Genomic DNA, 25,921 nt, shown 5'->3' on the forward strand with positions numbered 1-25,921 from the left:
TTGAGGAAACGGAGAGTAAGATGGCAAAGTACGGAACCGTTCTCGCCAGCGTGAAGGATGGTATCGGCACCATCACCCTGAACCGCCCGGACAAGCGCAATGCGCTGTCTACGGAGCTGTTCGAGGATCTGGTGGAAACGCTGACCCCCTGGCGGCGCGATGACAGCGTCGCGGTGGTGGTCATCAAGGGAACGGAGGAATATTTCTCCGCCGGCCTGGACCTGGACACTATGAACTGGGCGACCGATGCCGACCGGCTGCGCTGGTACGACGCCACATATTATGGCTATCTGGAACTGCTGGAATATCCCAAGCCGACCATCGCGGCGGTGGCGGGGCACACGTTCGGCGGCGGCTGCGATATCGCGGTATTCTGCGACATCCGCGTCTCCAGCCCCAATGCCAAGTTCGGCTTTCCCCAGGTGCGCTTCGGCCTGACGCCCTTCGTCGATCCGTTGCAGCGGATTGTCGGCCAGAGCCAGGCCAAGCTGCTGACCCTGACCGGACGGCGCATCGACGCGGCCGAGGCCCTGCGCATCGGCCTGATCGACCAGATCGCCGAGGAAGGCAAGCTGCTGGAAACCGCCAACGGCATCGCGGCGGAAATCGCGTCCACCAATGTCGACACTGTGGTCCGCTGCACAGAGATGCTGCGCCGTTCCTGGTCGATGGACCCGATGGCCGCCTATGTCTATGGCCATGTCCAGTACCGTGACGTTCACTGGAACCCCGCCATTTCCCAGCGCATGCTGGACGCGCGAGCGAAGATCGGGCGGCGCGGGGCCTGAGCCTGCGCCACGGACCTGAACCATCAAGGCGGACACAACCGCCGCACCAGCAGGGAGGATGATCGACATGGCACTTGCGCAGCCATTGTTCGACGGCCAGGTGGTGATCGTCGTGGGCGGTGGCCAGGGGCTGGGACGGCAATATTGCCTGGACCTGGGTGCGGCCGGTGCCCGCGTGCTGGTGGCCAGCCGCAGCGATGCGGCGCTGGCCGTGGCGCATGAGATCCAGGCCGCCGGCGGCACCGCCCAGGGTGTGGCCATTGATGCCCGTGACGGCGATGCCATCGTCCAGGCGGCACTGATGGCTTTCGGTCGTATCGATGCGATGATCATCAATGCCGGCATCACCCGTGACCGATCCTTCGCCAACATGGCACGGGCGGAATGGGACGAGGTGCTGGACGTGCATCTGAACGGTGCCTTCGCCTGTGCCAAGGCGGTGTGGGAGCCCATGCGGCGTCAGCGCAGCGGGGCGATCCTGTTCACGACCTCCGGTGCCGGCCTGCACGGTGCCTTCGGCCAGGCCAATTATGCCGCCGCCAAGGCCGGTATCATTGGCCTGACCCGCACTTTGGCGGTGGAGGGCGAACGGGCCGGCATCCGCGTCAACGCGCTGGCCCCCATGGCCAGCACATCAATGACCGACGGCGTGTTCTCCGCCGACCTGAAGGCGGGGCTGACGGTGGCGGATGTCTCGCCCTATGCCCTGGCCCTGGTCCATCCGGATTGCCCGGCCAGCGGTCAGGTGATCGAGGCGGGTGGCGGCTGGGCGGCGGCGATGCGCTGGGAACGCAGTCTGGGCCTGCGGCTGGTGGCACCGGATGCGCGGACGGTGCTGTCGCGCTGGGGGCAAGTGACGGATTTCGCCACCGGGTCCGACCTGCCGCGCACGACGCTGGATTGTCTGTGTGCGGCCATGGGTGCCGAACGGCGGATGCGAAATACGTAAAGGGAGGAAGAAAATGTCTGAGCGCAAGCGGTTGGAAGGCGAGGCTCTGGACTGGCCCGCCCTGGAGCCCCAGGAACGCTATCGCCGTTGCGCCTGGGAAGGGCTGCTGATCATCCAGCGCACCGACGAGCATGTCTGGGAGCACCAGGGGCCCGAAGCCTGGGAGAAATTCTCCGACGAGACGCGGCCCGGCTGGGCCGGTCCCATCGGCCGCAAACTGGTGAAGGACCATCCCGCCGATTTCACCCCCGATATCGAAGGGGCGCTGAAGCTGATGGCGGTCTATGGCGCTGAGGTCTGGGGCGGCGGGCATCGCGATGTCACCCGCATCAACAAGATCGACGAGACCGAGGGGCGGCTGACCATCATCGACCATGGCTGTCCGCAATGGCGCGTCTTCTCCGCCGAGATGCGGGGCGTCTTCCCCTGCAACAAGGCCTGTGGCCGGGAGATGGACAGCGTGGTGCGCCAGGGTCTGGGCGATGATTTCGAGGTGGTGACCATCGCCGGCCGACCCATGGGCGATGATGATTGCGTCTGGCGCGTCCGGCGCAAGGAGGGTGGGCAATGAGCTTCGCCCTCACTCCAGCCCCTGCGGTGACGGTCGTCCGGGAGGCCGATGGCGTGGTCCGCCTCGGCTCTCCCCTGCCGATGCCGCCGGTGGCACTGTCGCTGGCCCATCTGTTCGACCGGGCGGCGGAGAACCATCCGGACCGCCTGTTCATGTGCCAGCGTGATGGGGCGGGCGGCTGGCGCGACATCACCTATGCCGCCGCGCGCCGCGCTGCCGACGGCCTGGCGCAATGGCTGATCGACCTGGGGGTGGGGGAGGGGCATAGTGTGGCCTATCTCTCCGCCCCCTCCATCGAACATGGCATCGCCGCCGTGTCGGTGCAGCGCACGGGTGCGGCCTTCGCCCCGATCAGCGTGGCCTATTCGTTGCTGGCCACCGACCATGCCAAGCTGAAGGATTGCATCGCAGCGGCCGGCGCGCGGATTATCATTGTCGATGACGCCGTCCGCTTCGGCCCGGCCATGCGGACGCTGGCCAGCCCCGGCATGCGCTTCATCGCCGTCACGGGCACGCTGCCGGACCTGCCCGTCCTGCGCTGGGCCGATGTCGTGGCGACGGAACCGACGCAGGAGGTGGCCCGGCGCATGGCGCAGATCCGGCCCGATATGATTGCCCGCATCATGTTCACCTCGGGCTCCACCGGTTCGCCCAAGGCCACGCCGCAGCCCCATGCCTGCCTGACCATCTCCATCGCCCAGGTGGAGGCGGCCAACCTGCTGGATTTCGGCGGCGAAGGGCCGCAAATGCTGGAGGCCATGCCCTTCAGCCATATCATGGCCGGCAACTATAATTTCGGAAACACCATCGCCGCCGCCGGCACCATCTGGATCGACGATGGCAAGCCGACGCCGGAGCTTTTCCAGCGCACCATCGCCAACCTGCGGCAGGTATCGCCGCATTTCTTCATCACGGTGCCGCTGGGCTATTCCATGCTCTGCGACGCGATGGAGGCGGATAGCGATCTGCGCGACCGGTTTTTCCGCAACATTCGCTGGCTGGGCTTCGGCGGTGCCTTAATGCCGCAATCGGTATCGGAACGGCTGGCCGCTTTGTCGTGCGCGGCCCGGGGGGCGGAGGCACCGCTCTATTCCTTCTACGGCGCCACGGAGTTCCTGCTGGGTGCTTTGAAATACTGGCCCGGCGGCCCCACGGATGTCATCGGCCTGCCGCTGCCCGGCGTGGACCTGAAGCTGGTGCCCATGGACGGGCGGTATGAGATGCGCATGCGTGGCCCGACCCTGATGCCGCGCAGCGGCTATCTGGGGGCGCCCGGCGCGTCGGTCGACCTGTTCGACGAGGAAGGCTATTTCCGCACCGGTGATGCCGTGCGCTTCGCGGACCCGGACCAGCCGGAAAGCGGTCTGGTCTTCGCCGGCCGCCTGGCCGACGATTTCAAGCTGCTGTCGGGTACCTATGTCCAGGTCAATGCCCTGCGCCAGGATTTCCTAGCGGCGACCGAGGCGCTGGTGCGCGAGATCGTGTTCTGCGGCGTGAACGAGGACCATATCGGCGCCCTGATCTGGCCGCGCGCGACCCTGACCCCGTTCGCGCGGGAGGAACTGCGCTCCCTCATCTCAGATTTCAACGAAGCCCAGACGGGGTCGGCCCGCCGCATCGGTACCGCGCTCGTCATGACCGAACCGCTGGCCTTCGACCGGGGCGAGGTGACGGACAAGGGCAATGCCGCCCCCCGCGTGGTGCGAGAGCGCCGGGCGGCGGATGTCGCCCGGCTGTTCGCCGACCCGCCCGACCCCGCCATCCTATGCTTTATCAGGGGCGCGGCAAAGGCCGCCCGGCCCCGTACCGGAGCAAGTCACCATGCCTGAAGCCTATATTTTTGACGCCGTGCGCACGCCGCGCGGCCGGGGCAAGCCCGATGGTGCCCTGCACCATATCACGCCCTTGTCGCTGTCCACCCAGGTGTTGCAGGCGCTGCGCGACCGCAATGGCTTGGACACGTCCTTTGTGGATGATGTGGTGCTGGGCTGTGTGTCGCCGGTGGGAGACCAAGGGGCGGACATTGCCCGCACGGCCGTGCTGATGGCCGATTATGCCGAAAGCGTGTCCGGCATCCAGGTGCATCGCTACTGCGCGTCCGGGCTGGATGCCGTCAATATCGCCGCTGCCAAGGTGATCGCGGGGGAGGCGCGGCTGGCCATCGGCGGCGGGGTGGAGAGCATGTCGCGCATCCCCATCAATTCCGATGGCGGCGCCTGGCCCATCGACCCGGACTCCGCGCTGAAGAATTACTTCGTGCCGCAAGGGATCAGCGCCGACCTGATCGCCACCCTGGACGGGTTCAGCCGCACGGACGTGGATAGCTATGCCGTGGAAAGCCAACGCCGCGCGGCGCGTGCCTGGCAGGAAGGGCGCTTCGCCCGTTCCATCGTGCCGGTGCGCGACCAGGCTGGCAACATCGCGCTTTCCCATGACGAACATATGCGCCCCGACGCCACGGTGGCGGGGTTGGCATCGCTGAAGCCGGCCTTCCAGGTGCCCGGTGAGGCGGCGTTCGATGCCGTGGCCATCCAGCGCTATCCGCAGGTGGAACAGATCGACCATGTCCATCATGCCGGCAATTCGTCCGGCATCGTCGATGGGGCCGCCGGTGTGCTGATCGGCACGAAAGAGGCGGGCGACGCGCTGGGGTTGAAGCCGCGTGCCCGCATCCGGGGCGGGGCGTCCATCGGGTCGGAACCGACCATCATGCTGACCGCGCCGGCCACCGTGTCGCGCAAGCTGCTGGACCGGCTTGGCATGGCGCCCGGCGATATCGACCTTTACGAGCTGAACGAGGCGTTCGCCGCCGTGGTCCTGCGCATGATGGGTGCCTTGTCCATCCCGCACGAGAAGATGAACGTGAATGGCGGGGCCATCGCCATGGGCCATCCGCTGGGCGCCACGGGTGCCATGATCCTGGGCACCGTGCTGGATGAGTTGGAGCGGACGGGCAAAGGCACGGCCCTGATCACGCTGTGCGCCGGTGCCGGCCAGGGTGCCGCCACCGTGATCGAGCGTGTGTGAGCCGGGGAGAGAAACCATGCAGAATTTTATCATCGAAACCGATGCCGACGGCATCGCCCTGGTTACGTTCGACGTGCCCGGCCGGAGCATGAATACGCTCAGCGACGCGGTGATCGCGGAGTTGCCGGACCTGATCGAAGCCCTGAAGAATGACGCGGTCATCAAGGGTGTCGTCCTGCGGTCAGGCAAGCCTAGCGGCTTCTGCGCCGGGGCCGATCTGGGCGACCTGGGCCGCGCCGCCGGCACCCGCATCGAACCGCCGGCCTTTTCAGCGTTGTTCCGTCGGCTGGAAACGCTGGGCAAGCCGGTGGCTGTGGCGCTGGAGGGGCTGGCGCTGGGCGGCGGGCTGGAACTGGCCTTGTCCTGCCATTACCGGGTCGCGGCCGACAGTGCCAAGGTCAAGCTGGGCCTGCCGGAGGTGACGGTGGGTCTGTTGCCCGGTGCCGGTGGCACCCAGCGCCTGCCGCGCCTGACCGGTGTCGCCAAGGCCTTGCCGCTGCTGCTGGAGGGCCGGCCGCTGGACCCGGCCAAGGCGCTGGCCCTGGGCATCGTCGATGAGCTGGTGCCGGCGGGTGAGACGGTGGCGGCGGCAAAACGCTGGGTGCTGGACAAGGGCGATCCCGTGGCCCGCTGGGACCGCAAGGATTACCGGCTGCCCGGCGGCCTTCCCTACAGTGCCGGTGGTATGCAGGCCTTCATCATGGCCAACGCCACCCTGCGCAAGCGCACCTTTGGCAATTATCCGGCCCCGGAGAACATCCTGAAATGCGTGTTCGAGGGGGTGCAGGTGCCCATCGATGCCGGGCTGAAGATCGAAACCAACTATTTCATCAACACCTTCGCCACGCCGCAGGCCAAGGGCATGGTGCGCAGCCTGTTCCTGTCCAAGCAGGCGCTGGACAAGGGTGACCGGTCGGCCAAGGTCGCGGCACCGGCCACGGTGGCGGTGATCGGGGCCGGCATGATGGGGGCGGGCATCGCCTATGCGCAGGCGCTGAAGGGTATCAGTACCGTTCTGCTGGATGTCAGCGACGCAGCGGCCGAGCGGGGCAAGGATTATGCCCGCAAGCTGGTGGCCGGTGACATTGCCAAGGGCCGGATGGGTGAGGCGGCGGGCGCGGCCCTGCTGGAGCGGATCACGGCGACGGCCGACTATACATCCCTGGCCGATGTTGACCTGGTGGTGGAGGCTGTGTTCGAGGATGTGGCCCTGAAGCATGAGATCACCCGCCGCGTGCAGGCGGCGGCCGGCCCCGGCATCATCATCGGTTCCAACACCTCCACCCTGCCCATCACCGGCCTGGCCGAAGCCTCGGCCCGGCCGGAGAATTTCGTCGGCATCCATTTCTTCTCTCCCGTCGACAAGATGCATCTGGTGGAGATCATCCGCGGCGCCAAGACCAGCGAGGAGACGGTGGCCCGTGCCACGGCCTATGCTATGGCGCTGGGCAAGACGCCCATCGTGGTCAATGACAGCCGCGGCTTCTACACCTCCCGCTGTTTCGGCACCTATATTTACGAGGGGCTGGAAATGCTGATGGAAGGCATCCCGCCGGCCCTGATCGACAATGCCGGGCGGATGACCGGCATGCCGCGCGGGCCGCTGGAACTGACCGACGATGTGGCCGTTGACCTGATCGTGCGCATTGCCGGCCAGACGCGGGCGGCCCTGGGTGACGCCTATGTCGCCCCGCCCTTTGAGACGCTGCTGGAGAAACTGGTGGCACTGGGCCGCACGGGGCGTAAGGCCGATGCCGGCTTCTACGACTATCCCACCGGTGCGCCCAAGCGCCTGTGGCGGGGGCTGGCCGATCTGGTGCCGGTAACGCCCGCGACCCTGCCCGATGTGGCGGCGCTGAAGCAGCGGCTGCTGCACCGCCAGGCGCTGGAGACGGCGCGCTGTGTGGATGAGGGGGTGATCGCCGATCCGCGCGCCGCCGATGTCGGGGCCATCATGGGCTGGGGCTTCGCGCCCTGGACGGGGGGGCCGCTCAGCTACATTGACGGCATCGGCACGGCGGAATTCGTGGCCCAGTGCGACCGGCTGGCCGCCCGGCATGGCGACCGGTTCGCGGTGCCGGCATCCCTGCGCGCCATGGCGGCCGAAGGGCGCGGCTATTACGCCGCCAGTGAAGCCGCCTGAGGGAGGGGTATCATGGAAATCAATGGACATGCGGCTATCGTCACCGGCGGCGCCTCCGGCTTAGGCGCCGCCACCGCCGCCATGCTGGCGCAGGCGGGGGCGAAGGTCACGATCTTCGACCTGAACGAGGAGGCGGGCCGGGCCACGGCAGCGGTGATCGGCGGCAGCTTCCGTGCCGTCAACATCACCGATGACGCCCAGGTGGCAGCGGCCGTGCTGGCGGCGGAGGAACAGAACGGCAAGGCCCGCATCCTGGTCAATTGCGCCGGCATCGCCCCGCCGGCCAAGACGGTCGGGCGGGAGGGGCAGCCACACGCGCTGGACCTGTTCCGCAAGGTGATCGACATCAACCTGATCGGCAGTTTCAACGTCCTGTCGAAGGTGGCGGCCCGCCTGGCCGACGCCGAGCCTTTGGGGGAGGAGCGCGGGGTGATCATCAACACCGCCAGCGTCGCCGCCTTTGACGGGCAGATCGGACAGGCGGCCTATGCCGCGTCCAAGGCCGGGGTGGCGGGCATGACCCTGCCCATCGCCCGCGACCTGTCGCCCTTGGGCATCCGGGTGCTGACCATCGCACCCGGCATTTTCATGACGCCGATGCTGGCGGGCCTGCCACAGGCGGCCCAGGACAGCCTGGGACGCCAGACGCCGTTCCCCGCGCGCCTGGGCCGACCGGAGGAATATGCCCAACTGGTGGAAAGCATCATCCGCAACCCCATGCTGAACGGCGAGACCATCCGCCTGGACGGCGCAATCAGATTGGCCCCGAAATGACCGAGACGATCCGATATGAGGTGCAGGATGCGGTCGCCCGCATCATCCTGGACAATCAGGCCGGCGGCAACGCCATCGACCAGACCTTCGCCGACCGGCTGCTGGACCTGGCGCATGCAGCGGAGGATGACAAGGCGGTACGCGCCGTCCTGCTGACGGGCACGGGGCGGTTCTTCTGCGTGGGCGGCAATGTCCGCGCCTTTGCCGCGGCATCCGGCAATCTGGGCAATTTCGTGCGCAAGCTGACGGCCTCGCTGCATATGGCGGTGGCGCGGCTGGCGTCGCTTTCCAAACCTGTCGTGGTGGCCGTCAACGGTCCGGCGGCGGGGGCGGGGCTGGGGCTGGCCATCCTGGGCGACGTGGTGCTGGCCGCCCGGTCCGCCAGTTTCACCGTCGCCTATCCCGGCATCGGCCTGTCGCCCGATGCCGGCACCACCTTCCTGCTGCCGCGGCTGGTGGGGCTGCGCCGGGCGCAGGAGATGCTGTTCCTGGCCAGGACCCTGAATGCGGAAGAGGCCCTGCAGGCGGGCCTGGCCCATCGTGTGCTGGAGGATGGAGACCTGCTGGCGGAGGCGGAAAAGATCGCCCGTCGGCTGGCCGCCATGCCTACCCGCGCCCTGGCCCGGTCCAAGCGGCTGCTGCTCTCCTCCTCCTCCCGCGAACTGGAAACCCAGTTGGAACGGGAGGCGGCGGATATCGCGCTCTGCGCCCTGGAACCGCACGCGGCGGAGGGGATCAGCGCCTTTCTTGAGGGGCGGAAGGCCCGGTTCGCATGAGCGCGGCACCCAAGCGGACAGGCCCCCTGGCCGGGCTCCGCGTCCTGGAATTCGCGGGCATCGGCCCCGGCCCCTACGCGGCCATGCTGCTGTCCGACCTGGGCGCGGAGGTGCTGCGCATTGATCGGCCCGGCGGCAATGGCTGGCCCAACCCGGTGATGGACCGGGGCCGCGCCAACCTGACGCTGGACATCCGCACGCAGGAAGGGCGGGAACAGTGCTTGGCGGCCGCCGCCCATGCCGATGTGCTGATCGAGGGGTTCCGGCCCAGCGTCATGGAACGGCTGGGGCTGGGACCGGATGTGCTGTGCGAGCGCAATCCCCGTCTGGTCTATGGCCGGATGACCGGCTGGGGACAGGAGGGGCCGCTGGCCAGGGCGGCGGGGCACGACATCAACTATATCGCCCTGACCGGGGCCCTGGCCGCCATCGGGCCCACGGATGGACCGGCCATCCCGCCCTTGAACCTTGTCGGGGATTTCGGCGGCGGGTCATTGTTCCTGGCGCTGGGCATCGTGTCAGCCCTGTGGGAACGGGAACGATCCGGCAAGGGCCAGGTCGTGGATGCTGCCATCGTCGATGGCGTCACCTCCATGATGGCCATGTTCTCCGGTCTGGTGTCGGCGGGTCATATCTCGCTGGATCGCGACCGCAGCGTGCTGGGCGGTGCCGCCCCCTTCTATCGCTGCTATCGCTGCGCCGATGGCAAGGACATCGCCGTCGGCCCGCTGGAACCGCATTTCTACACGGAACTGCTGGACCGGATCGGGGCAGATGCGCATCTCTATGCCGATCAGGATGACCCGTCCCTGTGGCCGGCACGCAGCGAACAGCTGGCATCCTTGTTCGCCAGCCGCACGCGCGCTGAATGGGTGGCGCTGCTGGAAGGAACCGACGCCTGCTTCGCGCCGGTCCTGGAACTGGACGAGGTGATGGACCATCCGCATATGGCGGCACGCGGTGCCTATTGGGAGATCGACGGTACGCTTCACTGCGCGCCGGCCCCCCGCCTGTCGCGCACGCCGCCGGATATCGGGCGGACCCTGTCGGGGGAGGCTGTGTTGGCCGGATGGTTGGGAAAGGGAGAAGCATAGGATGGACACCATCATCAATGCCGACCCGATGACACCAGGCAAGTGGGTTCCGGTCGAGGCATCCGATCATTTCGCACAGCTCGCCGGCCCCCTGTTTATGCTGGAGGTGAGCGGCAACCCGGAGGAGCCCGTTCGCGTCGGCTTCAGGGTGGAGGAGAAGCATTGCAACAAGCTGGGCGGCTGCCATGGCGGGATGCTGGGCACGGTCCTGGACATCGCTCTTGGTTATGTCGGCAATTATGCAAACCGGGAGACCGGAACGCCAACCATAAGCCTTTCAATAGACTATTTGCGTGCGGTAGGAGCGGGGGCTTGGATCGAGAGCCGCTGCCGTCTGGTCGAAACCACACGCCGCATGGTGTTCGTCGATGGACTTCTGGTCTCCAGACAGGGAACGGTAGCCCGTGGGAATGCCATATATCGCCGGCCGGGATAAAGGTGACTGAACTAAATATTCACGGACAGATTGTCATACCATCGGTCAAATCCTGCCCCGCATCCAATCTGACACACAAAAAGCCATGTAACATCAATAGGTTATGGGGATTTTACTTTTGGGGCCGGTTCTTTGCAATGATCCGGTATCTTTCAAAATCAACAAGTTAGCTATGCGGGTTCAAATCGAGGGTGCCGACGCCCGCATCCAACCTGTCGAGGCCCTGTGGTCACGAGTTTGCGCCTCCTGGCAAACCCGGACCGATTCAGAAGGCCAGGGCCAGACTCGTCATACGGGAGATGCTGACACTACTGCGGATGAGGTATGGGCCGGGTTTGTCAATCCCAAGCAACAGGCAACTCGGCGCGGCCCCAGTAAAGCCAGCTGTTGATCCGTGTTGTATCCCCGATCAGTCGAAGGTTGGGCAACCTCGCCAGCAGGCGCGTCAGTGCTGCTTTCGCTTCGAGACGTGCCACGGGCGCACCCAGACAGAAATGGACCCCATAGCCGAACGAGATGTGCTTGCGCGCCTCCTCAATTGGTCGGTCAATCTTGAACTCGTCTGGATCCTTGAAGATGGATGGGTCGCGGTTGGCACCGATCATGGAGAACATCAGTTTTGTTCTCTCCGGCAGTTCCACACCATTCATGGTGACAGGACACAGGCTGGTGCGGAAATGCGCGATGACCGGCGGGTCGAAGCGCAGGCTTTCCTCGATGACATTGTCGATCAGGCGGGGTTCGGCTTTCAGCCGTTCCCAGCGTTCCGGCACCTCCAGCAGACGCCAGACGATGTTGGTCAGCAGGCTGGTCGTTGTCTCCTGGCCACCGGTCAGGAAGGCAGTACAGATATTGAACAGTTCGGTATCGTTCAATTGCCGTCCCTCCACCCGCACGGCCATGCCCAGCGCGATGTAATCATAGGGCAGGACGGTGCCCAGATGCTGCATGCCCGGATCGGTGATGCCGGCATCGGCCAGCTTCTTGCGGCGCTCCGCGATCATCTGCATGAAGTGCGGCTGGAACTCTTCCACGATTTCCTTGAAGGCGGCCGGATCGGGATCACTGAACAGCATGAACTGCAGAATGTCGGCCCAGTGCTTGTACTTTTTATAGTTGGACTGATCCGCCCCCAGCATGTAGCACATGGTGCGGGCTGGCAGGGGCAGTGCGAACAGGTCGTGGAAATTGCCGCTCTTGGTTTCGGCAGCCACCATCTGGGCGATCAGATCGTCGGCGATGGCTTCGATCTCCGGCGTATAATCCTTCAGCTTGCCCGGCAACACGCCCTTGCGTAGCTGCGTCATCCAGTCCAGGTGGAACGGCGGGTCGGTCATGAAGCCGACATTGTTGAACTCGCCTTCCTGCGTGCCCCAATCCTTGGCCGAGTTCCCCCATTTGAAGGACCAGTGAGGATTGTCTGACAGGATGTCGTCGCGGATCTGCCGGTAGTTGCTGGTGATGTGGAAGCTGTAATCCTTGCCCTGGTAGTGATGGAACGGACATTTCCGGGCCAGTTCCGAATAGGCCGGGCCGGGGTTTTCCAGCGTGGAGGGCGACATCGGATCGAAGTCGAGGTCGGCGCTGGTTGTCAGCGCGGGCGTACCTGTCGTCATAGAGCGTCTCGTATGGTGAGATAGGGGGGGATTTATCGGATCAGCCGGCCGGGCGGGCGGTCCATTCACCGCCCTTTTCAAACTTGGCCAGATAGTCGTAAAGACCCTGTGGTACCGGTTTGCGGGCGGGGTCGTACCAGGGCAGGAAATTGGCCAGCAGCGGCTTCAGGAAGACACGGCGGTTGAATTTTTTGAACGTCTTGATGTCCTGTTCCAGCTTTTCCTGCTCGGCCTGGGTCATGCGGGCGCGGTCAATCTCGAGCATATAGGCCGACGCCTTGGCGGAGATCTGGCGCAGGTGCCACATGGCATAGACAAAGCCGTAAATGCGGTAGAAATAGCCATTCAAGATCCGACCCCAGAAGCCGCGGGCGAAGGCCTTCTTGAACACCTGGAAGCAGACTTCCCGGTGTTCGAATTCCTCCGCCATGTGCCATTTCCACAGGCGGATGGCAGCATTATCGAGGTCGCCGATCATTTCTTCGGAATGATCGAACCACAGGCCCCCTGCCACGGCCCCGAGCGATTCAAAGCCGTCGGCATAGGCCAGCCGGAATTTCAGGGATTTCGTCCGGTTGAACCGCTCCAGGTCAGCCGCCAGTTCCGCCTCGAACTCCGCCAGGCGCGGATAGCCTGCGTCGATCAGCGCCTTGTTGAACTGCCGATGCTGCCGGAAATGCTGAGATTCCTGACCGATGAAGGCCTGGATATCCGCGTGCAGCGCCTGGTCGTCGGCCGGCAGGAACGGCTTGGCCTCCTGCAAAAGCTTGATCAGCCAGGGCTCCACCGGTGTCGGAATGATCGATGTGGCGTTGCGGTCCTGGCAGAAGGCGATATTGGGTGCCCAATGGGGCTTGATGTCCGAAAAGTCGATCTTCGGATAACGTACCGGCATGGACATGCCATCCTCCCCTGATCCTGTTTATTGGGAGGAAGGATAGCGTCGATGCTGGCGCTGCCAATCGGTAACAGCTTAAGCACTTAAGTAGTTTTGTTGCTCAGGCGGTGACGAAATTCCGTTCCATTGCCGCGTGCATTGTCCGCAGCAGGGTTTCAAGATCGCTGCTGTCCGGTTCCTCCATGCTGCGGAAGGCCCGTGCGAAGGAACAGGTCTCCGCGATGCGACGCATGGCGGTGAGCGTCAGTTCCCGGCCCTTGGCGGTTACGCGCAGATGCACGGTGCGGTGATCCTCCGCTGCCGGCACACGCTCGACCAGCCCCGATTTCGAGAGTTTCGCTACGCGGATGGAAATCGCGGCCGCCGTCAGGAACAGCATGCGGGCGATGTCGGTGGGCCGGGGTGACCTCTCCTCCTCGATCAGCAGGGATGACAGCACGAATATGTCCGAACCGCTGACCCCGTAATCGGCGGCGATATCGTCGATATCGCGCCAGACGATCTGGGCGATGGCCAGCATGTGCCACATCGGCCCGAAATAGCCCGTGTCGATGCCGGGAACCGCCTGACGGAAATACTGCTTCCCCCGGTCCAGCGGATCGGTGACGAAGGTCCGGTCGGTGGAACGTGCGCTGTCGCCCGGCATGGTGCCCCCGCGTTGTTCAAGAATGGGCGAACCCGACTATACCGCGCCGATTGAGAACAGAATCTTACCACAGGCATGTCCGTTCTGGCTGTGTATATGAGCAGCGGTGGCTTCCTCCATCGCGAAAATACGGTCGATGGGAACCCGCAACCGTCCTGTCGCCAGCAGATGGACGAGTTGAAGAAGCCGGCCGCCATCGGGCGCCACGGCAGCGGTGGCCACCCGGATCTGCTGGGGCAGGGCGGGCTCCAGGGGGGCGGGGTCGAGCGTGACCAGCACACCGCCGGGGCGCAGCACTGGGATGGACCGTTCGCGAACGGTGCCCCCGACGGCATCCAGCACCAGATCGACCTCCCGCAGGCCTTCGGCAAAGTCGCCTGCCCGGTAGTCGATGATCCTGTCGGCACCCAGGTCCGCCACCATCTCCCGGTTGGCGGCAGAGCAGGTGGCGATCACATAGGCCCCGGCGATCTTGGCCAGTTGTACGGCCAGGCTTCCCACTCCGCCGGCCGCCGCATGGATCAGCACTTTCTGGCCGGGCCGCAGCAGCCCCAGGTCGAACAGGGCGGTCCAGGCTGTCAGCCCGGCCAGGGGCAGGCCAGCGGCATCCTGCATCGATACCTTGTCCGGCAGCCGGGTCAGGGCATGGGCCTTGACCACCACCTGTTCCGCCCAGGCTCCGCCTTGCTGTACCGGAACAATGCCGCTGACCCGCATGCCGGGGGTGAAGGCAACGGCCAGCGGACCGGCCGCGACAACGGTACCGGCAATGTCGGCGCCGGGCGTGAACGGAAAGCTCTGCGGCACCCATTCACTGAACCACCCGGCCCGGAACTTCCAGTCGGCGGGGTTCACCGAACTGAAGGCTTGGCGCACCAGCACCTCATCCGGGCCGAGCACGGGAACGGCTGCCGTCTCCAGCCGAAGCTGATCCGGCCCGCCATGGGCATGGTAGCGGATGGCACGCATTGAACCCTCCAATCTTAACCGAGTGCCCGGAACAACGCTTCCTGGCTGGTGGTCGCCACCAGCCGGCCCGACCGGTTATAGAGCAGCCCGCGCGCCAGACCGCGCCCGTCGCTGCCGGACGGCGTGTCGCAAAGATAAAGCAGCCATTCCTCCGCCCGTGCCGGCCGGTGGAACCACATGGCATGGTCCAGGCTGTTGATGGACAATTTCTGGCTGTTGGTGGAAAGGCGGTCGGGGCCGACCGCGATGCCGGCCAGCCAGTAATCGGCAAGGAAGGCCAGAAGCGCGTTCTGGTCCGGGTCGGCGGTGCCCCGTGCGCTGGGCATGCGCACCCAGAAGGCCCGGTGGGGGGCCTGTCCGGCTGCGAAGAAATAGGTTTCCGGCGCGACCAGCCGCAGTTCCAAGGGGAAGGGCGCCGTGTAGTTCGCCACCGTCGCGGCGGGCAGCCGATCTGCATGCGCCGCGACATAGGCGTCGAGCGGTGGCAACGCTTCCGGCTCCGGCAGGTCGGCCGGTACCGCCTGCTGGTGTGACGGGCCGGGTTCGGGATCATGAAAGGAACAGTGCAGGTGGAAGATGACGCGCCCGTTCTGGCTGGCCTTGATGGCGCGTGCCGCGAAGCGCCGACCATCCCGCAGCCGTTCCACCCGATAATCCACGGGCAGCCTGGCGTCCCCGGCCCGCAGGAAATAGCCATGCAGCGAATGGGCGGGCCAGCCGGGCACCGTCCGGGCGCCGGCCACCAGTCCCTGGGCCAGCACCTGCCCGCCGAACAGCGCGCCGGCCGGATTGGCCTGGGCATGGTGGCTGCGGAACAGGTCGGGTTCGACCATTTGCAGGTCCAGAAGCTGCGCCGCAATGATAGGGAGCGGGCGCGTCACGCCAGACCCTGGCGGCGCTGTGCCGCGATCACCGTGTCCATTTCGTCCAGCCCGCTACGGGGCACGTCAAAGCGGGTGCGATCATCGATCTGCGCCAGATGGGCGGCCACATCCTCTACCGTCGGCGCCTCGCCGCCGGCATGGTACCAGCCCTCCGTCAGGCCCACGAAGATCCGGGAATATTTGCCGCCCAGCACGGAATACATGTTCTGTGAACTGTCACAGGCGCGGCTGGCCATATAGCAGGCCATGGCGGCCACGAAATCCGGCTGCATGCCCTGGATATAATGGCGGGACCGCTGGCCGGCGGCGGCCAGGAATTCTGCGTCGGGCCGCACATCGCCGGGCTTGCCGCCCAGACGGCCGCCAATGGCATTGGGAAACAGGCAATTGACCGTCACACCCGCCGGCGCTTCCTGCGCGATCACGTTCATCAGGCCGATCATGGCGGTCTTGGCCGACCCGTAATTCGCCCGGATGGGATTGCCGAAGATGCCCGACTGTGAACTGACCAGCACGATACGGCCATAGCCCTGCTTCACCATCTGCCGATAGGCGGGCTGGGTGACGAAAAAGGCCCCCTTCACATGCACGTTGTAGACGGCATCGATATCCGCTTCGGTCAGTTCGCCGAAGCGGCCGTTGCGCTGGTTGCCGGCATTGGAGATGACGGCATCGATCCGGCCGAACCGGTGCAGTGCTGCCTCAATGATGGCGGCCCCGCCTGCCTCTGTCGCCACACTGTCGTAATTGGCGATGGCCTGTCCGCCATTGGTGAGGATTTCATCGACAACGGCATCGGCGAAGGTGGCGGACGCTCCCTCTCCCGTCGTGCTGCCCCCCAGGTCGTTGACGACGACAGCCGCCCCCCGCCGCGCCAGTTCCAGGCAGAAGGCCTTGCCCAGCCCGCCGCCGGCGCCCGTGACCACGGCGACCTGTCCGGTGAAATCGATCCTGTCCATCTTGCTGTTCCCGCGAAGCTTGGTTTTCATCCTGCGGCGACAGTAGTGCCGACCATAGACGGTGCCCGCCGCAAAATCGCGCGGTGGGTGCATTGTTCAAATCCATGATGTTTCCCTGCGCCGGCTCGACACCCGTTGCCCCGGCCCCGAGGGTGATCAAGAACGATCCCGAGCGTCAGCGAACAATGGGGGATCAGTTATGCTGCGGAAGACCATGCGTGTTGCCACGGGGACGGGCGGTGCCCGGTCGGTCGTCCTCACCGTTCATGCGCCGGAAGATCCGGCGCGGTTCAGTGGCCGGGTGATCCATGCTACGCCCGGCGGCGGCTATGGCCGCCTCTATTACGATATGCATTTCGCCGGGCATGAAGGCTACAGCCAGGCCGCCCACCATGTGGCAGATGGCCATATCCTGGTCGCCTATGACCATCTGGGTGTCGGCGACAGTGACGTTTCCGAACTGTCCAGCCTGACCATTGAGGATATCGCCGATGCCGACCATGCCGCCATGCGGCAGGTACGCGACGGGTTGACGACGGGAGTGCTGCTGGACGGATATCCCCCCTTGCCCGATGCGGTGCATATCGGCATCGGCCAGTCCATGGGTGGCGGCGTCACCATCATCATGCAGGCCCGTCACCGCTGTTTTGATGCCATCGGCGTCTTGGGCTACAGTGCCATCCACACCGTGCTGCCGCAGCGCACGGAAGAACAGGCGGCCATCGCCAAGGCGCAATACCAGTTCGACCGCCAGACCGACCCCGCCGCCCTGTCCGTGGCGGCGACCGCCGCCGGCGTGGCGGATTTTATCTACCCGTTTCACTGGGAGGATGTGCCGGCCGATATCCTGCAGGCCGATATGGAAGGCGGCTACCCCATCCGCCGGACCGCCCCACCCTTCGGCAGCCTGACCATCCCCAACTGTGTTGTGGCCATGATGGGGCCGGGCTTTGTGGCGCGGGAGGCGGCGCTTGTGGATGTGCCGGTGTTCCTGGGCTTTGGGGAGCGTGACACCAGCGCCGATTTCCGTGCGGAATCCTCGGCCTATGCCAAGGCAGGCGACATCACGCTGCTGATCGTGCCGACCATGGCACACATGCATAATTTCGCCTCCACCCGCGCCCTGCTTTGGGATCGGCTCAGCCATTGGGCGTTGGGTGTCGGTCGCCGCTGAGTCAGGAAGCGGTGCTGCCATCCGTCAGGGGACGGGCATAGGAGATGTCCTGGCGATCGCGCCGGCAGGGGCCGGTTGCTGCCAGGGCGGCAGCCCATTCCGGGGGCAAGGTGGCCTCGTTGAAGGTGCCGACCTTTTCATTCACGCAGACCCGATGGGCGATGGCCCAGCGCCCTTCCCGTTTCTCGAACCGGTCGACATAGCGGCCGAAGGCCAGGCTGGGCGGCCCCTCCCGGTTCTCACCCCAAAAGATGTAATAGGTCTCGCCGTGGGCCGTGTCGCCATCCAGGTCTATCGTCTGGTTGGCGATGATATGCTGGTGCCGGGTCTGGAACTCCCCGTGCCAGCCGATGGCCCAGTCCACGAAGTCTCCGGCCACCCCTTCGGCGACACCATGCTGGTCGATGGCGTCGGGATGATAGGCCGACAGCATCAGGTCCCGGTCGAAACGGTCCACGCCACGGGTATAGCGGTGAAGGCAGTCCAGGATTTCCTGCCGGTCCTTCTGCTGCCGGATGAAGGCCAGCAGTTCCACATCGATGGTCGGTTCCTGGTCCATTGCCTAATTCGCCTTTGATCGTGTGGATGGGCGCACAGGCTCCATGGCGTTGCGGACGGGGGCAAGCGGGCGGGGCGACTGTTCATGGATGCGATATCGCACCCTCCACCTCCGCCGCTGCCTGCTTACGCCACGCCGTCGGGCTCACCCCGCAATGGGCCAGGAAGACCAGGCGGAAGGAGCGGGGATCGCGGTAACCGACCATGGCGGCGATCTGGTCGATGGATCGGCCCGTGCGGGCCAGCAGGCGCTGTGCCGTGCGCATGCGCAGGCGCTGGACATAGTCCTTGGGACCGATGCCCATGGCGCGGGTGAAGCGGCGGGTCAGGGTCTGATGGCTGGTGGCAAGGGCATCGACAAGGTCGGCGATCCGCACATCCTGCGCAAAGTTCATCTCCAGCCAGATCTGGGCGTTGGCCACCATCGGGTCGGTGGACAGCCCTTCCTCCACCACCCGGTCCACACCGGTCACCGAAGCCAGCCAGCGGCTGGCCTCCGCATTGAAGACGCGTTCGATCAGGCGGACCATCAGCGCGGCTTCTGCCGCCGGCCCGGCACCCAGGATCATCCCGCCTTCCTCGATTACGCCACGCCGGCCGTCGATGGTCAGACGCGGGAACCGTTCCCGGCATAGAGGCGTCAACGGCCGGGACAGCGGAATGGCCATGCCATCCACCAACCCTGCCGCGGCCAGCAGGAACAGGGCCGATCCGCTGGCGGAAATCAGGGCCCCATCTTCCTTCTGTTGCCTCAGCCAGGTGCCGAACGGGACACTGGCCGCCAGCCGTTGATCCAGGGCGCCGGCCGACCCGACCCGGAAATTAGCGACATGGATCAGGCTGAAGGTCTGTCGCCCACCCCAGGCGCCGTCACACGGCAACCGCTGCCCATCCGCCAGCCGTGCCGCCTGTGCATCGGCGGTGAGCAGTCGCAGCCTTGTCTCCATTTTCAGGCCTTCCGCGGTGGCGAACATCTGTTCCACCTGGGCGCGCACAACAACAAACGCGTCCATGCAGGCCCCCAGGCTGGCCAGGAAGGCGCCGTCGGGCGCGATCAAGGCAACATCGGCCATCCAGGTCTCCATCTGTCCAAAACGACCATGCTAGTTGTTGAATATGCCCATGGCTGGCTTCTGCCAAGCCCGCCATCATCAACCTGAACCGGGACCAACCCGGCAGCAGGTCCTCCACCGCGGACGCGGGCCGGACCCGATCAGGGATGAAACGGTCATGAACATGCAGGCAAGGCCGCCCTTGCCGGAAATGGGCGAACTGAACGTCTCCAACCACCTGCTGGACGACCCGGCGGCGCTGGCCGCGGCCTGGGACCGCGATGGCTACTGGTTCTTCCGCGATGTGCTGGACAAGGATGTGATTGCCGGCATCCGCCGTACCTATGTCGATTACCTGATCGACATGGGACTTACTGATCCCGATGATCCGCTTCATCGCTATAACGGCGCCGATTATGCGGCCCTGCCGATCAATTCGAACAGCACGCGGATGAATGAACAGAAGGTCCACCGCCTGCTGCATGAGGCGCCGGCCATCAATGATTTCTTCCGGCGGCTGTTCGGGTGCGAGCCCTTCTGGGTGCCGTTCACGGTCCACCGCACCAACCCGCCGGTACCGGATGTCAGCCGCCCGCGTTTCGATTTCATCCATGATGATGGGTCGTACAATGAGGGGCTGGAGTTCCTGATCTGCTGGGTGCCGATCGACGAGATCGACACAGATACCGGCGGTCTGGCAGTGGTGGAGGGGCTGAACAACCAGCCGAGCCTGCATCGCCGCGACGGCGACCGCATCCTGCCCATCCAGGCGGAGGACGTGCCGGCCGGTACTTGGCGGCGCGCGGACTATCGGCCCGGTGATGTGCTGTTGATGAGCCTGCGCACCCCGCATAGCGGCCTGTCCAACATCTCCCGGGATCGCTTCCGGCTGTCGATGGACACGCGGATCATGCCGGGCAAGGGCCGTCTTCCCATTGCCGGCACCCTGGTGGAGGTTGGCGCGGACCGGGTTGGCGTGGCCGATGCGGCGGGGCGGCACGACCTGCGCATCGATGCACAGAGTTTTGTGCGCGGGCATCGCGGCGACCGGCTGTCCATGCCGGATATTCCCGCCCGCTACAATCTTGGTGACGCAGTGATCGTGGCCCATGCCGAGGGGCGCGTCATCAATATGCGTCCGCAGCACTGATCATGCCGGAACCGATCCTGACCGGCCGGCGGCTGTCCGGCCTTGCCGCCATCGTCACCGGTTCCGGGGCGGAAGGCGAAGAAATCGGCATCGGCCGGGCCGTGGCCCTGGTCCTGGCCGGAGAGGGCGCGCGCGTCGCCTGCATTGATCTGGACCTGGATCGGGCGCAGGCGACAGCCAACATGATCCGCGAACGCGGCGGCGACGCCATCGCGCTGGCCGCCGATGTCAGCCTACGCGTCGCCTGTGCCGATGCCGTTTCGGCGGCGCTGGGCTGGCTGGGGCGGCTGGACATTCTGGTCAATAATGTCGGCATCTCCCCGCCTACCAGCCTGTCCGGGCTGGATGAGGGGCAATGGTCGCGTGTCATGGCCGTCAATCTGGACAGCGCCTTGTGGATGAGCCAGCAATCCGTGCCGGTCATGGTGGCGGGCGGCGGTGGCTCTATTGTCAATATCGCCTCCATCGCTGGCATGCGTGCCCATGGTTCGCTCGCCTATGGCACGTCGAAGGCCGGCATGGTGCAGTTGGCGCGGGAGATCGCGGTGGCCCATGGCCGCGACGGCATCCGCGCCAATGCGGTTGCACCGGGCCATGTCATGACCTCCCACATCGCCCGGCGTATGCCGCCCGGCATGCGGGAGGATCGGCGCAAGGTCGGGCCGCTGGGGATCGAGGGGGATGCCTGGGACGTGGCCATGGCCGTCTGCTTTCTGGCCAGTCCGGAGGCGCGGTTCATTACTGGTGTCCTGCTACCCGTGGATGGCGGGGTGACGGAGATCGGGCCGCTACCGGCCCATGCCATGATCCTGCGGGATTGACGGCGTCTGCCGTCAATCCTTCATCGCGATGGCCCGCAGATCGGTTTCCCGGTCCAGCGCGCGGCGGGTGTCCAAACGGCGGCCGGCGGCGATCAGAGCCTTGCCCTGCATGAAATCCTTGGGATTGTTGATGCAGTCGATGGCGACCAGCCGGCTGTCCCGCAGATAAAGGACCGAGAACGGGGCCTGGCCGATTTCACCCCGGATCATGATCGTATCCTGGCCCAGGGCCAGACCGGCCGACTGCATCTTCACATCAAACTGGTCCGACCAGAACCAGGGCAGGGCGGCATAGGGCTTGTCACGGCCCAGCAGCGTATCGGCGGCAACCTTGGCCTGATCGATGGCGTTCTGTACGGATTCCAGCCTTATATCGCCACCGGCGAACGGGTTGGGATGGCGGGCGCAGTCGCCGATGGCCAGGATATGGGGATCTGATGTTCGGCAGAAGGCATCCACCTGCACCCCGTTGGGACAGGCAAGACCGGCCGCCGCCAGCGGCTCCACATTCGGGATGATCCCGATGCCGACGATCACGATGTCGGCGGGCAGTTCCCGGCCATCCACCAGCCTTACACCTGTCACACGCCCCTGGCCGGTCAAGGTCTCCACCTGGGCGCTGAGTTGCACATCCACCCCGTGCGACTGGTGCAGCTTCAGGAAGAACTGCGATACTGGCGGGGAGGTGACGCGGGCCAGCAGCCGTCCCTGTGCCTCCAGCACCGTCACGTCCATGCCCATGCCACGCAGTACCGCCGCCGTTTCCAGTCCGATATAACCGCCACCGATGATGACGGCGCGGGCACCGGGCACCACCTCGGTCTTCAGACCATCGATATCGGCGATGGTGCGAATGACATGGACGCCGCGCAGGTCTGCACCGGGGCAGGGAAGTGGGCGCGGGCGTCCGCCGGTGGCCCACACGAGATAGCCATAGGACAGGCCGCCGCCATCGGCCAGGGCCAGGCGTCGGGTGGCAGGATCGACGGCGGCGATACAGCATCCGGTCCGCAGCTCGATCCCCTTTTCCGCCCAGAATTCCGGCTTGCGCAGCAGCAGGCGGTCTGCATCGCGTTTACCGCCCAGATAATCCTTGGACAGGGGGGGGCGCTCATAGGGGCCGACCGGTTCGTCCCCGAGCAGCGCGATGGTGCCGGCAAATCCGCCCTGGCGCAGCGACTGCGCGCATTGGGCTCCAGCCTGGCCGGCTCCGACGATGATGATGTCGTAATGGTCAGATGGCGACATAGGGGCCCCCGTTCAGGATCAAAGCAGGGCGCGCAGGGCGAATTTCACCACTTTGCCGGTACTGTTCATCGGCAGGGCGTCGATGAAGGTGATGCCGCGCGGCACCTTGTAATTGGCAAGGTTGGCCTTGCTCCAGGCCAGGACTTCCGCTTCGGTCAGGGTGGAACCGGGACTGCGCACGATGAACGCGTGCCCGACCTCACCCAGCCTGGCATCGGGGACCCCGACCACGGCGCAGGCCTTCAGGCCGGGCAGGGCGCCCATCTGTCGCTCGATCTCAGCCGGATAGACGTTGAAGCCGCCGACGATATACATGTCCTTCAACCGGTCGGTGATGCGCAGATAACCATCCGTGTCCAGGGTCCCGACATCACCGCTGTGCAGCCAGCCATCGGCATCCAGCGCGGAATGCGTCGCCTGGTCATTGTCCAGGTAGTGCAGCAGCAGCTTGTCGTCGCGGATCAGCACTTCGCCGGCCTCTCCGGGTGGCAATATGCGCCCATCGGGGCCGGCGATCTGGATTTCCGTGCCGGGAATGGCACAGCCAACCGTCTGCACCACCCGTTCGATGGGGTCCCCGGGGCGGGTCTGGGTGGCAGAACCGCAGCATTCCGTCATGCCATAGCCGGTGGACAGAACCTGGATCGGCGTTTCGTCGCGCAGGCGCCGCATCAGCTGAATGGGAATGGTCGTGGCGCCCGTGGACAGGAACCGCAGGCAGCCGATGTCCCAATCCGCCTTGTTCGGATGGTCCAGCACCTCCTGCCAGACGGTGGGCGGGGCCGGCATCACACTGATGCGGTTGCGGGCGATCAGATCCAGGATGGCGGTTCCATCATAGGCGTCCGGCCAATGGATGGTGGCCCCCGACATCAGGCCTGCTACCCAGCCCGCCTTGTAGGAGGCATTGTGGGAGAAGGGGCCAAAGACGCAATAACGATCGTCAGGCCCCAGGCTGGAGATGCCGCACCAGGCCCGCCCGCCGCCCAGCGACCGCTTATGATCGAACACGGCCCCCTTGGGCAGGCCCGTGGTGCCCGACGTGAACATGATGTCGGCCAGATCATCCGGCCCCACATCATCGGCCCGCGCTGCCAGTTGTTCGTCGCTGATCGTGCTGCCCAGTGCCAGGAAACTCTCCCAGCCCTGTTCGATGCCGCGTAGTTTCGTGCCGTCCGGCCGCAGGACGATGGTCCGGTGCAGGTCCGGCATCGCCTCCCCCCGCAGCATGTCGGGATAGTGGCGGCCCAGGAAATCGCCGATGCTGAACAGATGGGTGATGCGGGCGCGGCGGACGATATCCGCCACCTCCCCCCCGCGCAGCCGCGTGTTCAGCGGCACCAGCACGCCACCGATGCGTTGCGCGCCGACAGCGGCGGCCACCCATTCCCACAGATTGGGCGTCCAGATGCCGACCCTGTCGCCCTTGTTCAGCCCATCGGCCAGCAGCGCGCGGGCGACGCGGTCGGCCCAGGCATCCAGCGAGGCGAAGCCGATGGCACCATCCTGGCTGCTGTTCAGGGCGGGTTTGTCACCGAAGCGACGGGCGGCGTGCCGCAGCAATGCTGGAATGGTGGTCGTCATGGATCAATGCTGGCTGGCGGGAATACGGATGACAATGCCGTCAAGGGCGGCGCTGACCTTGATCTGGCAGGACAGGCGGGAGGTTTCCTGCGGATCGACGGTATAGGTCAGCATCTCCTTTTCCTCATCGCCGGGCGCGCCGGCCGCCGCCGACCAAGCCGGATCGACATAGACGTGGCAGGTCGCACAGGCGCAGGCGCCGCCGCAATCAGCCTCGATCCCCGGCACGCCGTTCTGCACGGCGACCTTCATCACGGACTGGCCGTCGTCGGCCTCCAGCACGTGGGTCTGACCATCGGGATCGATGAAGGTAATCTTGGGCATTTACCCTTCTCCGCTGTTCTCGGGCACGGCCTTTTTGCCGCCATTCGCCCTTCTTATGCCTGTCCCCGACCGCTCATGTCGCGGCCCTGTTCAATCTTATCAAGCATACGATCCCTTTGTCGGAACCGGGTCCTGCCTTTGGACGGGGTGGGGTCCACGCCGCTAGTCTCTCGCCATATCACCATTCAACGCCCTGGACACGCGCGCGACATAGTGCGTGCCAGCAGGAGGTCGCCTTATGCCCGCCTATGCCATGAATATGACGGTCCCCGATCATGTCCCGGCCGAACTGGTCTTTGATTATGACGTCTACGCCCCCGGTCCCGCCGGATCGGATTTCTTCGCCGAACTGTACAGGCTCAAGCACGCGGCACCGCCGATCTTCTGGACGCGGCATAATGAAGGTCACTGGTATGTCAACGACGCCAAACTGGTCGCACGGGTGTTGAAGGACAGCGACAATTTCTCCTCCCGCGCCTTGGTGGTGCCGAAATCCAACAACCCGACGGGGGAAGGCTTCACACCCATTCACCTGGACCCGCCCGAACATACCAAATACCGCCATCACCTCTCCGTCGCCCTGTCGCGCAAGGGTGTGGCGGAACTGGCACCCGGCGTGCGCCAGCTGGCCATCGACCTGATCGAGGGGTTGAAGGACAAGGGAGCTTGCGAATTCATGGCCGATTTCGCCTTCCAGCTTCCCATCATCGTCTTCCTGCGGCTGGTTGACCTGCCGGAAAGCCATCGGCTGGGCCTGCTGGATGAGGTGGCCAAGATCATCCGGCCCGGCAGCAACAAGGCAGACGTGATCCGGGGCCTCGCCGCCTATCTGGCCCCCATCATCAAGGAACGCCGCGCCAACCCCGGCAGCGACCTGATCAGCTGGCTGTCACAGCAAGAGGTGGATGGCGAGCGCATGCGGGAGGACAAGCTGCACTCAATGTGTACGCTGCTGCTGATCGGCGGGCTGGATTCTGTGGCCAACACGCTGGGCTTCTTTGCCCGCTTCCTGGCGGAGAATCCCGATCATCGCCGCCAGATCATCGACAACCCCGCCATCATCAGCGGAGCGGTTGAGGAATTGCTACGCCGCTTTCCCACCGTCACCGCCGGCACGGGGCGCATGTGCATGAACGATACCCAGGTTGGGCCAGCCCTGATCAAGGCGGGGGAGATCGTCGTCTCGCCCCCGGCGATGATGAACCTGGATGACGAGGCCTATCCAGAGCCGCTGAAGGTCGATTTCTCCCGCCGCATCGCCAGTGTCGGCACCTTCGGCCAGGGCCCGCACCGCTGCGTGGGGGCCAATCTGGCCCGTTCCGAACTGACGATCTTCCTGGAGGAATGGCTGAGGCGCATCCCCGATTTCCGTCTGGCCGACGACCGGCTGACCTTCCAGGCCGGCGTCAACATCTCCTACGCTTCGGTGCCGCTGGTCTGGGACGTCGCAGTTTGAATCGGTGATTGCCAACAGGGAACA

Annotated in this window: 25 protein-coding genes; 14 read left to right on the top strand and 11 right to left on the bottom strand. The window is 65.4% G+C overall.

Annotation, left to right across the window (positions count from 1 at the left end; genetic code table 11):
• Positions 1 to 20 precede the first annotated feature (20 nt).
• The 10 genes from AC1Q7F_RS26580 to AC1Q7F_RS26625 all read left to right on the top strand — a co-directional run bounded on the left by AC1Q7F_RS26580 (position 21) and on the right by AC1Q7F_RS26625 (position 10,558).
• On the top strand, positions 21 to 788 hold the full coding sequence (locus tag AC1Q7F_RS26580; protein WP_492511574.1) for an enoyl-CoA hydratase/isomerase family protein: 768 nt from the start codon (positions 21 to 23) through the stop codon (positions 786 to 788).
• Between the two features lie 67 nt (positions 789 to 855).
• Complete coding sequence (locus tag AC1Q7F_RS26585) at positions 856 to 1,737, top strand: SDR family NAD(P)-dependent oxidoreductase (RefSeq protein WP_492511575.1); 882 nt, start codon at positions 856 to 858, stop codon at positions 1,735 to 1,737.
• Between the two features lie 13 nt (positions 1,738 to 1,750).
• Positions 1,751 to 2,308: a hypothetical protein gene (locus tag AC1Q7F_RS26590; RefSeq protein ID WP_492511576.1), complete on the top strand. Its 558-nt coding sequence runs from the start codon at positions 1,751 to 1,753 to the stop codon at positions 2,306 to 2,308.
• Positions 2,305 to 4,137, top strand: a complete 1,833-nt coding sequence (locus AC1Q7F_RS26595) for an AMP-binding protein (RefSeq protein ID WP_492511577.1) — start codon at positions 2,305 to 2,307, stop codon at positions 4,135 to 4,137. The genes AC1Q7F_RS26590 and AC1Q7F_RS26595 overlap by 4 nt, the downstream gene beginning before the upstream one ends.
• Positions 4,130 to 5,335, top strand: a complete 1,206-nt coding sequence (locus tag AC1Q7F_RS26600; protein WP_492511578.1) for an acetyl-CoA C-acetyltransferase — start codon at positions 4,130 to 4,132, stop codon at positions 5,333 to 5,335. The genes AC1Q7F_RS26595 and AC1Q7F_RS26600 overlap by 8 nt, the downstream gene beginning before the upstream one ends.
• A gap of 16 nt (positions 5,336 to 5,351) precedes the next feature.
• Complete coding sequence (locus AC1Q7F_RS26605) at positions 5,352 to 7,478, top strand: 3-hydroxyacyl-CoA dehydrogenase NAD-binding domain-containing protein (protein ID WP_492511579.1); 2,127 nt, start codon at positions 5,352 to 5,354, stop codon at positions 7,476 to 7,478.
• A gap of 12 nt (positions 7,479 to 7,490) precedes the next feature.
• Positions 7,491 to 8,252, top strand: coding sequence for an SDR family NAD(P)-dependent oxidoreductase (locus AC1Q7F_RS26610; RefSeq protein ID WP_492511580.1), 762 nt, complete (start codon positions 7,491 to 7,493; stop codon positions 8,250 to 8,252).
• Positions 8,249 to 9,028 carry an enoyl-CoA hydratase/isomerase family protein gene (locus tag AC1Q7F_RS26615; RefSeq protein WP_492511581.1) on the top strand — a complete coding sequence of 260 codons (780 nt, stop codon included), beginning with the start codon at positions 8,249 to 8,251 and terminating at the stop codon, positions 9,026 to 9,028. The genes AC1Q7F_RS26610 and AC1Q7F_RS26615 overlap by 4 nt, the downstream gene beginning before the upstream one ends.
• On the top strand, positions 9,025 to 10,122 hold the full coding sequence (locus AC1Q7F_RS26620) for a CaiB/BaiF CoA transferase family protein (RefSeq protein WP_492511582.1): 1,098 nt from the start codon (positions 9,025 to 9,027) through the stop codon (positions 10,120 to 10,122). The genes AC1Q7F_RS26615 and AC1Q7F_RS26620 overlap by 4 nt, the downstream gene beginning before the upstream one ends.
• A 1-nt stretch (position 10,123) precedes the next feature.
• A complete protein-coding gene (locus AC1Q7F_RS26625) occupies positions 10,124 to 10,558 on the top strand; it encodes a PaaI family thioesterase (RefSeq protein WP_492511583.1) in 435 nt (144 codons plus the stop codon).
• 338 nt (positions 10,559 to 10,896) lie between these two features.
• Here the strand turns inward: AC1Q7F_RS26625 and AC1Q7F_RS26630 are convergent, their stop codons facing one another.
• From AC1Q7F_RS26630 to AC1Q7F_RS26655, 6 genes are all read right to left on the bottom strand, one after another.
• The gene (locus tag AC1Q7F_RS26630) at positions 10,897 to 12,174 is read right to left on the bottom strand and encodes a cytochrome P450 (protein WP_492511584.1); all 1,278 of its coding nucleotides are present in this window, start codon (positions 12,172 to 12,174) and stop codon (positions 10,897 to 10,899) included.
• A gap of 40 nt (positions 12,175 to 12,214) precedes the next feature.
• Positions 12,215 to 13,075 (bottom strand): metal-dependent hydrolase, encoded by an 861-nt coding sequence (locus AC1Q7F_RS26635; protein ID WP_492511585.1) that lies wholly within the window; start codon positions 13,073 to 13,075, stop codon positions 12,215 to 12,217.
• A gap of 97 nt (positions 13,076 to 13,172) precedes the next feature.
• Entirely contained in the window at positions 13,173 to 13,718 is a 546-nt protein-coding gene (locus AC1Q7F_RS26640; protein WP_492511586.1) for a MarR family winged helix-turn-helix transcriptional regulator, read from the bottom strand.
• 36 nt (positions 13,719 to 13,754) lie between these two features.
• The gene (locus AC1Q7F_RS26645) at positions 13,755 to 14,687 is read right to left on the bottom strand and encodes an NADP-dependent oxidoreductase (RefSeq protein ID WP_492511587.1); all 933 of its coding nucleotides are present in this window, start codon (positions 14,685 to 14,687) and stop codon (positions 13,755 to 13,757) included.
• A 14-nt stretch (positions 14,688 to 14,701) separates the two neighbouring features.
• Entirely contained in the window at positions 14,702 to 15,520 is an 819-nt protein-coding gene (locus tag AC1Q7F_RS26650) for an acyl-CoA thioesterase (RefSeq protein WP_492511588.1), read from the bottom strand.
• Between the two features lie 44 nt (positions 15,521 to 15,564).
• Positions 15,565 to 16,530 carry an SDR family NAD(P)-dependent oxidoreductase gene (locus tag AC1Q7F_RS26655; protein ID WP_492511589.1) on the bottom strand — a complete coding sequence of 322 codons (966 nt, stop codon included), beginning with the start codon at positions 16,528 to 16,530 and terminating at the stop codon, positions 15,565 to 15,567.
• A gap of 199 nt (positions 16,531 to 16,729) precedes the next feature.
• Here AC1Q7F_RS26655 and AC1Q7F_RS26660 point away from each other — a divergent pair, with 199 nt between their 5' ends.
• Positions 16,730 to 17,704 (top strand): alpha/beta fold hydrolase, encoded by a 975-nt coding sequence (locus AC1Q7F_RS26660; RefSeq protein ID WP_492511590.1) that lies wholly within the window; start codon positions 16,730 to 16,732, stop codon positions 17,702 to 17,704.
• Between the two features lies 1 nt (position 17,705).
• On the opposite strand, the gene AC1Q7F_RS26665 is transcribed toward AC1Q7F_RS26660, so the two are convergent.
• Positions 17,706 to 18,263 carry a nuclear transport factor 2 family protein gene (locus AC1Q7F_RS26665; RefSeq protein WP_492511591.1) on the bottom strand — a complete coding sequence of 186 codons (558 nt, stop codon included), beginning with the start codon at positions 18,261 to 18,263 and terminating at the stop codon, positions 17,706 to 17,708.
• 82 nt (positions 18,264 to 18,345) lie between these two features.
• Positions 18,346 to 19,335 carry a GlxA family transcriptional regulator gene (locus AC1Q7F_RS26670; protein ID WP_492511592.1) on the bottom strand — a complete coding sequence of 330 codons (990 nt, stop codon included), beginning with the start codon at positions 19,333 to 19,335 and terminating at the stop codon, positions 18,346 to 18,348.
• A 157-nt stretch (positions 19,336 to 19,492) separates the two neighbouring features.
• Between AC1Q7F_RS26670 and AC1Q7F_RS26675 the strand changes: the two genes are divergently transcribed.
• Together AC1Q7F_RS26675 and AC1Q7F_RS26680 are read left to right on the top strand one after the other, a co-directional pair.
• Entirely contained in the window at positions 19,493 to 20,464 is a 972-nt protein-coding gene (locus tag AC1Q7F_RS26675) for a phytanoyl-CoA dioxygenase family protein (RefSeq protein ID WP_492511593.1), read from the top strand.
• Between the two features lie 2 nt (positions 20,465 to 20,466).
• Positions 20,467 to 21,285 (top strand): SDR family NAD(P)-dependent oxidoreductase, encoded by an 819-nt coding sequence (locus tag AC1Q7F_RS26680; protein WP_492511594.1) that lies wholly within the window; start codon positions 20,467 to 20,469, stop codon positions 21,283 to 21,285.
• 12 nt (positions 21,286 to 21,297) lie between these two features.
• On the opposite strand, the gene AC1Q7F_RS26685 is transcribed toward AC1Q7F_RS26680, so the two are convergent.
• Genes AC1Q7F_RS26685 through AC1Q7F_RS26695 form a run of 3 tightly spaced genes read right to left on the bottom strand, consistent with a single transcriptional unit; the run spans position 21,298 to position 24,441 of the window.
• Complete coding sequence (locus AC1Q7F_RS26685; RefSeq protein WP_492511595.1) at positions 21,298 to 22,533, bottom strand: NAD(P)/FAD-dependent oxidoreductase; 1,236 nt, start codon at positions 22,531 to 22,533, stop codon at positions 21,298 to 21,300.
• Between the two features lie 18 nt (positions 22,534 to 22,551).
• Positions 22,552 to 24,117, bottom strand: coding sequence for an AMP-binding protein (locus AC1Q7F_RS26690; RefSeq protein WP_492511596.1), 1,566 nt, complete (start codon positions 24,115 to 24,117; stop codon positions 22,552 to 22,554).
• A gap of 3 nt (positions 24,118 to 24,120) precedes the next feature.
• Complete coding sequence (locus AC1Q7F_RS26695) at positions 24,121 to 24,441, bottom strand: 2Fe-2S iron-sulfur cluster-binding protein (protein ID WP_492511597.1); 321 nt, start codon at positions 24,439 to 24,441, stop codon at positions 24,121 to 24,123.
• 238 nt (positions 24,442 to 24,679) lie between these two features.
• On the opposite strand from AC1Q7F_RS26695, the gene AC1Q7F_RS26700 reads away from it, so the two are divergent.
• Positions 24,680 to 25,897: a cytochrome P450 gene (locus AC1Q7F_RS26700; protein WP_492511598.1), complete on the top strand. Its 1,218-nt coding sequence runs from the start codon at positions 24,680 to 24,682 to the stop codon at positions 25,895 to 25,897.
• The last annotated feature ends 24 nt before the right edge of the window (positions 25,898 to 25,921 follow it).

The sequence above is a fragment of the Niveispirillum sp. GW835-FHT14G11 genome (assembly GCF_058793615.1).

Excerpts from the sequence above, each read along its gene's own strand:
- AC1Q7F_RS26580 (WP_492511574.1), top strand. The coding sequence starts at position 21 with ATGGCAAAGTACGGAACCGTTCTCGCCAGCGTGAAGGATGGTATCGGC.
- AC1Q7F_RS26585 (WP_492511575.1), top strand. The coding sequence starts at position 856 with ATGGCACTTGCGCAGCCATTGTTCGACGGCCAGGTGGTGATCGTCGTG.
- AC1Q7F_RS26590 (WP_492511576.1), top strand. The coding sequence starts at position 1,751 with ATGTCTGAGCGCAAGCGGTTGGAAGGCGAGGCTCTGGACTGGCCCGCC.
- AC1Q7F_RS26595 (WP_492511577.1), top strand. The coding sequence starts at position 2,305 with ATGAGCTTCGCCCTCACTCCAGCCCCTGCGGTGACGGTCGTCCGGGAG.
- AC1Q7F_RS26600 (WP_492511578.1), top strand. The coding sequence starts at position 4,130 with ATGCCTGAAGCCTATATTTTTGACGCCGTGCGCACGCCGCGCGGCCGG.
- AC1Q7F_RS26605 (WP_492511579.1), top strand. The coding sequence starts at position 5,352 with ATGCAGAATTTTATCATCGAAACCGATGCCGACGGCATCGCCCTGGTT.
- AC1Q7F_RS26610 (WP_492511580.1), top strand. The coding sequence starts at position 7,491 with ATGGAAATCAATGGACATGCGGCTATCGTCACCGGCGGCGCCTCCGGC.
- AC1Q7F_RS26615 (WP_492511581.1), top strand. The coding sequence starts at position 8,249 with ATGACCGAGACGATCCGATATGAGGTGCAGGATGCGGTCGCCCGCATC.
- AC1Q7F_RS26620 (WP_492511582.1), top strand. The coding sequence starts at position 9,025 with ATGAGCGCGGCACCCAAGCGGACAGGCCCCCTGGCCGGGCTCCGCGTC.
- AC1Q7F_RS26625 (WP_492511583.1), top strand. The coding sequence starts at position 10,124 with ATGGACACCATCATCAATGCCGACCCGATGACACCAGGCAAGTGGGTT.
- AC1Q7F_RS26630 (WP_492511584.1), bottom strand. The coding sequence starts at position 12,174 with ATGACGACAGGTACGCCCGCGCTGACAACCAGCGCCGACCTCGACTTC.
- AC1Q7F_RS26635 (WP_492511585.1), bottom strand. The coding sequence starts at position 13,075 with ATGTCCATGCCGGTACGTTATCCGAAGATCGACTTTTCGGACATCAAG.
- AC1Q7F_RS26640 (WP_492511586.1), bottom strand. The coding sequence starts at position 13,718 with ATGCCGGGCGACAGCGCACGTTCCACCGACCGGACCTTCGTCACCGAT.
- AC1Q7F_RS26645 (WP_492511587.1), bottom strand. The coding sequence starts at position 14,687 with ATGCGTGCCATCCGCTACCATGCCCATGGCGGGCCGGATCAGCTTCGG.
- AC1Q7F_RS26650 (WP_492511588.1), bottom strand. The coding sequence starts at position 15,520 with ATGGTCGAACCCGACCTGTTCCGCAGCCACCATGCCCAGGCCAATCCG.
- AC1Q7F_RS26655 (WP_492511589.1), bottom strand. The coding sequence starts at position 16,530 with ATGGACAGGATCGATTTCACCGGACAGGTCGCCGTGGTCACGGGCGCC.
- AC1Q7F_RS26660 (WP_492511590.1), top strand. The coding sequence starts at position 16,730 with ATGCTGCGGAAGACCATGCGTGTTGCCACGGGGACGGGCGGTGCCCGG.
- AC1Q7F_RS26665 (WP_492511591.1), bottom strand. The coding sequence starts at position 18,263 with ATGGACCAGGAACCGACCATCGATGTGGAACTGCTGGCCTTCATCCGG.
- AC1Q7F_RS26670 (WP_492511592.1), bottom strand. The coding sequence starts at position 19,335 with ATGGCCGATGTTGCCTTGATCGCGCCCGACGGCGCCTTCCTGGCCAGC.
- AC1Q7F_RS26675 (WP_492511593.1), top strand. The coding sequence starts at position 19,493 with ATGAACATGCAGGCAAGGCCGCCCTTGCCGGAAATGGGCGAACTGAAC.
- AC1Q7F_RS26680 (WP_492511594.1), top strand. The coding sequence starts at position 20,467 with ATGCCGGAACCGATCCTGACCGGCCGGCGGCTGTCCGGCCTTGCCGCC.
- AC1Q7F_RS26685 (WP_492511595.1), bottom strand. The coding sequence starts at position 22,533 with ATGTCGCCATCTGACCATTACGACATCATCATCGTCGGAGCCGGCCAG.
- AC1Q7F_RS26690 (WP_492511596.1), bottom strand. The coding sequence starts at position 24,117 with ATGACGACCACCATTCCAGCATTGCTGCGGCACGCCGCCCGTCGCTTC.
- AC1Q7F_RS26695 (WP_492511597.1), bottom strand. The coding sequence starts at position 24,441 with ATGCCCAAGATTACCTTCATCGATCCCGATGGTCAGACCCACGTGCTG.
- AC1Q7F_RS26700 (WP_492511598.1), top strand. The coding sequence starts at position 24,680 with ATGCCCGCCTATGCCATGAATATGACGGTCCCCGATCATGTCCCGGCC.